Source organism: Flavobacterium terrae, from assembly GCF_900142035.1.
Classification (GTDB): Bacteria; Bacteroidota; Bacteroidia; order Flavobacteriales; family Flavobacteriaceae; genus Flavobacterium; species Flavobacterium terrae.
Genome location: NZ_FQZI01000019.1, coordinates 1 through 1,204 on the forward strand (window position 1 = coordinate 1; position 1,204 = coordinate 1,204).

The 1,204-nt window shown below is 32.1% G+C and carries 1 protein-coding gene; it reads left to right on the plus strand.

Annotated features, from left to right (window positions below; genetic code table 11):
- Positions 1-1,064, plus strand: a 1,064-nt coding sequence (locus BUC09_RS14605; protein WP_234972669.1) for an RES family NAD+ phosphorylase, incomplete at its 5' end; no start/stop codon positions are given.
- Between the last annotated feature and the right edge of the window lie 140 nt (positions 1,065-1,204).

The window sequence follows — 1,204 nt, forward strand, 5'->3', positions numbered from 1 at the left end:
ACGTTGTATGCCATTTAGAGAAACATCCTGAAAACAATATGAAAAAAACTCCATTATGTTCTGAATGCTTCAAAGATGAAGGATTAAAACTAGATGCTTTTCAAATCGGCATTGCAAACAATGAAACTTGTCAAAATTGCGATTCGTCTAATGGAAGAAAACTTACAATAGATTTAATCAATGAATTAGCCTTTCGCTTTTTTGTTCAAGGATCAATTTTAAAAGTTGAATATGGCTCTGCTCCTTTAATTCAATATAATGAATACCAAAAAACTCAAATAGATTTCGACGAACCATTAAACACAGATGTCAAATTATTTGAAAGAGAACTAAAGGTAGGTTTTTTCCATTATGGCCCAAGATTATGGACGTTAGGACACGTTGAACCTCTTATAGAGTTACAATCAAAATCGACAAGGAAAAAAATTGTTGAGCGCATAATTAATGAATTCCCTATTCGATATCTAAATAAAGAAGATAGTTTTTATAGAGTTCGAAAAAATCCTGAATTTCCAAAAGAAATTAATCAATATGACAGTAACCCAAAGCCTGGAAATGGAAGATTGGATTCAAGTGATTTGTCTGTTTTTTATGGTTCACAAGATTTAGAAGTTTGCATTCATGAATCTAGAGTTACTGTAAACGATGAATTATATATTGCTACTTTAAAACCTCTATCTAAATTAAAATTGTTAGACCTAACTACAACTATTCAAGAAGAAAATTTTAATGAATTTGAAAGTTTAGACATTGCGGTTAAAATGCTTCATTCAGCGGGGAATCATTCTTATGAAATTTCAAGAGATATTGCAAAATCTATTCTAGAAGCTGGATTCGATGGAATAATTTATCCTTCTTTCTTTAGTGATTTAAGAACTGGCTCAACTGGAAATCCAATAAGTAAATTTAAAGAATACTCTGCGGAAGATTCTCATCTAATTCCAAACATCGCTTTATTTGGTTATCCGATAAAAGAAAATAAAATTCTTGTTCAAAGTGTAAATAAATTAATCCTAGACAAAGTTGAATATAGTGTAAGATTTGGACCTGCAAAATTTGAATAAACGGCATACAACAGCGGTTTGGCGCCATTGCGGGTTTTGCGAATATTTGGAAAGTTACGCGTTAAACCAAAATTTGTTAATATTTGTGAAGTTCCGTGTACGAATGCCGCAACAGCAGGCCAAGCCGGCGGGACGTTAGC